Here is a 5,243-nt window from a genome sequence, read left to right as displayed (position 1 = left end):
TTACTCCCGTAGCTCCCGTAGCTCCTGTTGCTCCTGTAGCTCCTGTTGGCCCCGTAGCTCCTGTTACTCCCGTAGCTCCTGTTGCTCCTGTTGGCCCCGTAGCTCCTGTTGGCCCCGTAGCTCCTGTAGCTCCTGTTACTCCCGTAGCTCCTGTTGGCCCCGTAGCTCCTGTTGCTCCCGTAGCTCCTGTTGCTCCCGTAGCTCCTGTTGCTCCCGTAGCTCCTGTTGGCCCCGTAGCTCCTGTTGCTCCCGTAGCTCCTGTTGGCCCCGTAGCTCCTGTTGGCCCCGTAGCTCCTGTTGGCCCCGTAGCTCCTGTTGGCCCCGTTGGTCCCGTTGGTCCTGTAGGACATGTCTCACACACGCCAGTAGGCCCCGTAGCCCCTGTCGGCCCAACAGGACCTCCGGCAGGTCCTGTTGGGCCTGTTGGACCAGGGGGACCTGTTAAAACGGGTGTTTGAATCACACTATCTAATTTACTTTGCAACAACATCTGTGTTTTTAACGCTGATTGAATTGTCCGATTGACACTTTCATTTACTTCTAAAATTTCATCCAATGTAGCTGCTGGTGATAATCCACTCAAGGTTCCCAGTGCGTATTGAATTTTTTCTGCTTCTGCATTAATAATATGTGCTAACCCTAATTCTTCTAAGGCAATTGAAGCCAATATTAAATTAATCGATTCTTCACGGGTTAATGAAATATTCGGTGTAATATTCGGTATATTAGCTTGTGACATATGAATAGCCTCCTTGTCTATATCATTTTGTAAAAATAAATATCGTTATAAAATATGACAAACATAGACAAGGTGTTACCGTATCAAAGTCTGTACACTACATGTTTTACACAAGCATATATATAACATGTGACATATAAATTACCTTCATTTGATCCTGGTCTATTTCAACAAATAGACCAGGATTTTTACATAGAAGCAACTCTAACATCTGTTTTTATATACAAAATTTCATGCAAAAAAAAAAAGAATCCTTGTATTTACAAAAATTCTATCAAAATAGTTGCTACCGCTAACGAATTTTATGTAAATAAGCTGTCCATATGGGCGGATATTTTTTTTATTAGTTTGGGTTTGTTCTTGTTTTTTGGTTTTCCCTTTGCTTTTTGGCTAGAGTGCTGGCTCGTCGTGTGGGGGCGAAACCCCACTTATTACGTATCTATTTTTTGAATAAGGACTATTTTGGAACGAATGAGCTAAGCGGTTCGGCTCGTATACTTGCTAGTCCAAGTCGAGAACCATTGCTTTGCTTTTTGTCTGTCGGCTTGGCGAGAAAAGCACACGAGCCGAAAAAACTTCTACAAGGATGGAGCAAAGCGGAGAAGGTGGAGATTTTTTGAGTGTTTTTCTCAAAAAATACTACCTGTTCCTTGTAAAAGTTTTAGCCCTTAAGGAAAAAGAGAAAAAAAAGACCAACTAAAAGTTGGTCTTTTTTTAAAATATCAAAGGGGCTAAATAGCCCCTTTGATATTAGAAGAGAGAGAATGTCAGCAAAAAAGTGGGATAAACCCAGTCATATCAATGGATTTGACGTTTTTTCTTGTGTTCATATTTGATAGCAATTGTGTTCATTTTTGAAGATGTCTGTATTCTTTTAATGAATACAATTGTATTTTTAATATGATTGTGTTAGTGTTCTTTTAAAGAGATGTTTGGTGTTCAAGTTTGAATACATACACATTAAATAAATAGGGGGATATTTCATGGAAAAACATGACGAAAATTTAGAATATCATGCAGAAACTCAAACCTTAGTCGGTCAAAAGAAACGAGAATTAGTAGATACTGAAACTGGAGAAGTTATTCATGTAGACCAAATAACCAAAAGAGTTTATGGAACCAAAAATTTTTGGAAAATGTACTTAATGGATTTCTTAACAGTTCTAGGGATCATAGACAACAAACAACTAGATGTCTTTATATACATAGCCGAAAATACAAACCAATCTAACAATCTTTTTATAGGCACATATAGGAGTATCTCAAAAGATGTTGGTGTCGGTGTAAGCACAGTTACACGTATTATGAAAAAACTACAAGAAAGCAATTTTATCAAGAAAAAACAAAATGGCGTTTATATCGTAAATCCTAACATCATGATGAAGGGGAATGATACAAAACGACAAATACTATTGAGTTATTATGAAGAGGATAAGCCTTTAAATTCTATCGACATATTAAGAGGAAAACAAAAAGCTCTTCCAGAACAAGAAACAACAAAAAACGAATCAAAAAAATTAGGATTGGAGACGAAAAATAATGATTGAGGGCGTTGAATTAAATATTTATTTAGATGATGATACAGTATCATTTAGTCTATCCCCTGTACAAACAGAAGTTATATTTAAAGCATTGGGACTACAATTTGATGCAAATACACAAACATTAAGTTCATTTAGTGATAACAGCTTACAAAAACATGTTCTTCCTAAAATTAATTTTGTACCTAAATAAAAAGCATTACATCCATGGATGTAATGCTTTTTATTTATCTTCATATTCATGAAGTTCAATCACATTTTCTGAATCACCAATAATACGAGCATACTCCAAACCACCATCTACACCCACTGATCTACATGAACAATACTTAAAATCACGAGTGAACTTAGATTCAATTATATCTCCGCATTTTCGGCATTGAATTACATTTCTCTTTAGTTTTTTCATTGATAATCCCCCTATCAAAGTTCTCGTTCATTTCCACGTTCTTTTCTTTGTTGCTTTTGTTGAGTTGCAAGAAACTTTGATGCTGCTTCATATCCTTTTTTCTCATTTTCATTCAATGCTTTTTCCGAATATCTAAGAGAACTAAATCTATTTATGGATGCATTTACTTTTCTCTTACAAAAACCAATTATTTCATGAAATTTTGACACTTCTTTCGGAATAAACTTCTCATAAAATTTGTTCATTTCATCAAATAATTTTGCTAGACGTTCATATTTACCTTTATATGGCTTTAACCCTTCATTTTCTTTTTCCAAACGTTTCACTGTTGTATGCAAATCTGTATTACTAGCTTGTAATGCTTCATTCTTGCGATGTAACGTCATATTTTCACGTTTAAAGGCTTCTGATCCCTTCGCCTTAGTTTTGAGCTCTTCAAAGTCTTCTACGCTCATTTCAACGGTTTTAGAGCGTAAAATACCACCTTTATGTTTAACTTCGATTTTATCGACTTTATTTGTTGATTTCACTGCGTTTTGTAATTGATTCAAACGAGATTCTAATTGTTCCATTTGTTTATTTACTACTTCTTTTTTCTGTAGGCATTGTCCCATCTCTTTTTCTAAAGCTTTTATCTCTTCTTTTCCGGTCATTGCCTTAAGTTTTCGCATTTCTACATGCTTTTTGTCACTTGATACACCACGTTCCAAATAAAAGCCCTTTTCTACCATGTAAGCATGGAAATCGTCCTGGAGTGAAACTAACTCTTTTCGGTTAAAAATTTGTTTGGCTGATAACTTATTTTCTTCCGTTACTGGAACCATGCCAACGTGCATATGAGGTGTTTTCTCATCCAAATGTACCGCTGCATGTACAATATTACGTTCACCGTATCTATCTTTTAAAAAACTGTATGCTTCTTTAAAAAATACTTTTTGTTGAGCTGGATCAATCATATCTAGCACGTCAAAAAATTCTTTATCGCTTGTTACCACAAACTCACACATCACAACCGCATCTTTTCGAATCGCCCGATTGGTCTCTACATTCTGTTCAATCTTATCTTTCACTGTTTTTAAATAATCAATGTGGCCATCATTATGTAAATCATAATTAAGATGTGTTCGCTCCGATTCAATATCATGATTTGTGTGGCTCTCTTTTTCTCTCTGATTATGAATCTGAATTCCCTTCACATCTCGCATTTTAAATTTCTGCATTCGGCAAATTGCGTAACTCATTTTTTCGCCTCTTTTCCATATGGTTCTACGTCCTTATCAGTCCCTAGAACCATATAAAGTATATAGACTTCACCCCTGTTTTTCGGTGTACTTCCATGTAAAGTATAGCACACTATACTTTACTATCGTAAAGGTGTGCCCTGCGGGGCTATTCGGCAAGCCGAATTAAACCTCGGACTTTGTCCGAACCTACAAGGGGAACTCATCCCCTTGACCCCCTCAATCGAACTCCCCAACCCCTCAATCCTTGAGGGGCTCCCTCGCCGGTTGGCATCCCCAAAACGAATCGTTTTGAGGAAATGCCAAGAGGGTGGAATATCAGCTGCACGTATCAACTCCTTAATGCTCCTTTCATGGATCAGCATAAACCGCTGAACCATTTCAGTCCGCTTACCATTGACACTTACCACTTATTTTGCTTCTCCCAATAATCGCTTTGCAAGGAAGAAGCAAAACGGACAAGGTCGTATATAGAGAGTGAGAGTAAACAAGCTTTATTTAAGTACAAAAACATGATTACATCAAGGGTTCATAAGCATTTTCGTTGTTACCTAATTTGATAACAACGAAAACATAAAAAATAGCCCTTAAAAAAGGGCTACTTAATACAATTTCTACAAACTAATAGGGTTCCCCTATTAGTTTGATTTGAGTCAAAAAACCTTACGCAAATGATTATAGTTCCTCTTAAATCAAGAAACTCATACAAAATTAAGCTAATTTTACAATAGAAATCTGAACATCATCATAAGATCTGGTTGCACCTGAATTATTATTCAAAGTTAAAATATTAGCTCCAGCTCCTGTATTTATAATCGCATTTCCAGACATTTCTGGACTAAATGGAAATCCATTTGAACTACCACCAGTATTTGTTCCACCAACGAAAACCCCATTTAAACGAAGAATTATATTTTGATCAGCTCCAGTTGGAGTGTTAGAACCAACCGCTCTATAAGTAACTGAATATGTCTGATTCGGAGCTAAACTAATATTTGTAGATCCAGGAACATGCGTTATAGCAGTTCCATTAATAACTACATTAGTAGATAAAGGAATTGCAGCTTGGTCAGCTACCGTAACAATATTTGGATTAACAATAAATGCATTATTAACTGTAATTGTAGGTGCTGTAACTCCCGTAGCTCCTGTTGCTCCTGTTGGCCCCGTAGCTCCTGTTGCTCCTGTAGCTCCTGTTGGCCCCGTAGCTCCTGTTACTCCCGTAGCTCCCGTAGCTCCTGTTGCTCCTGTAGCTCCTGTTGGCCCCGTAGCTCCTGTTACTCCCGTAGCTCCTGTTGCTCCTGTTGGCCCCG

At 37.4% G+C, this 5,243-nt stretch carries 5 protein-coding genes and 1 pseudogene; 2 read left to right on the top strand and 4 right to left on the bottom strand.

The genetic code is table 11. From position 1 onward, the window contains the following. Positions 1-739: alpha-helical endospore appendage domain-containing protein (locus CO726_RS30300; protein ID WP_483860610.1), on the bottom strand; the 739-nt coding region annotated here is incomplete at its 3' end. A gap of 983 nt (positions 740-1,722) precedes the next feature. Between CO726_RS30300 and CO726_RS30290 the strand changes: the two genes are divergently transcribed. Both CO726_RS30290 and CO726_RS30285 read left to right on the top strand, forming a co-directional pair. Continuing rightward, positions 1,723-2,286, top strand: a complete 564-nt coding sequence (locus CO726_RS30290; RefSeq protein ID WP_000410815.1) for a replication/maintenance protein RepL — start codon at positions 1,723-1,725, stop codon at positions 2,284-2,286. Next, a complete protein-coding gene (locus tag CO726_RS30285) occupies positions 2,279-2,473 on the top strand; it encodes a hypothetical protein (RefSeq protein WP_088079876.1) in 195 nt (64 codons plus the stop codon). The genes CO726_RS30290 and CO726_RS30285 overlap by 8 nt, the downstream gene beginning before the upstream one ends. Before the next feature lie 30 nt (positions 2,474-2,503). On the opposite strand, the gene CO726_RS30280 is transcribed toward CO726_RS30285, so the two are convergent. The 3 genes and pseudogenes from CO726_RS30280 to CO726_RS32205 all read right to left on the bottom strand — a co-directional run. Beyond that, positions 2,504-2,689, bottom strand: coding sequence for a DUF7695 domain-containing protein (locus tag CO726_RS30280; protein ID WP_088667769.1), 186 nt, complete (start codon positions 2,687-2,689; stop codon positions 2,504-2,506). 14 nt (positions 2,690-2,703) lie between these two features. Beyond that, entirely contained in the window at positions 2,704-3,930 is a 1,227-nt protein-coding gene (gene mobV, locus CO726_RS30275) for a MobV family relaxase (RefSeq protein WP_099686761.1), read from the bottom strand. A gap of 711 nt (positions 3,931-4,641) precedes the next feature. Next, positions 4,642-5,243: pseudogene (locus CO726_RS32205) on the bottom strand (collagen-like protein); the annotation flags it as partial.

The sequence above is a fragment of the Bacillus fungorum genome (assembly GCF_002746455.1).
GTDB classification, from domain to species: Bacteria; Bacillota; Bacilli; order Bacillales; family Bacillaceae_G; genus Bacillus_A; species Bacillus_A fungorum.
The sequence above is the reverse complement of the archived record's forward strand: the minus strand, read 5'-3'. Positions and strand labels throughout refer to the sequence as shown.

Excerpts from the sequence above, each read along its gene's own strand:
- CO726_RS30290 (WP_000410815.1), top strand. The coding sequence starts at position 1,723 with ATGGAAAAACATGACGAAAATTTAGAATATCATGCAGAAACTCAAACC.
- CO726_RS30285 (WP_088079876.1), top strand. The coding sequence starts at position 2,279 with ATGATTGAGGGCGTTGAATTAAATATTTATTTAGATGATGATACAGTA.
- CO726_RS30280 (WP_088667769.1), bottom strand. The coding sequence starts at position 2,689 with ATGAAAAAACTAAAGAGAAATGTAATTCAATGCCGAAAATGCGGAGAT.
- mobV (WP_099686761.1), bottom strand. The coding sequence starts at position 3,930 with ATGAGTTACGCAATTTGCCGAATGCAGAAATTTAAAATGCGAGATGTG.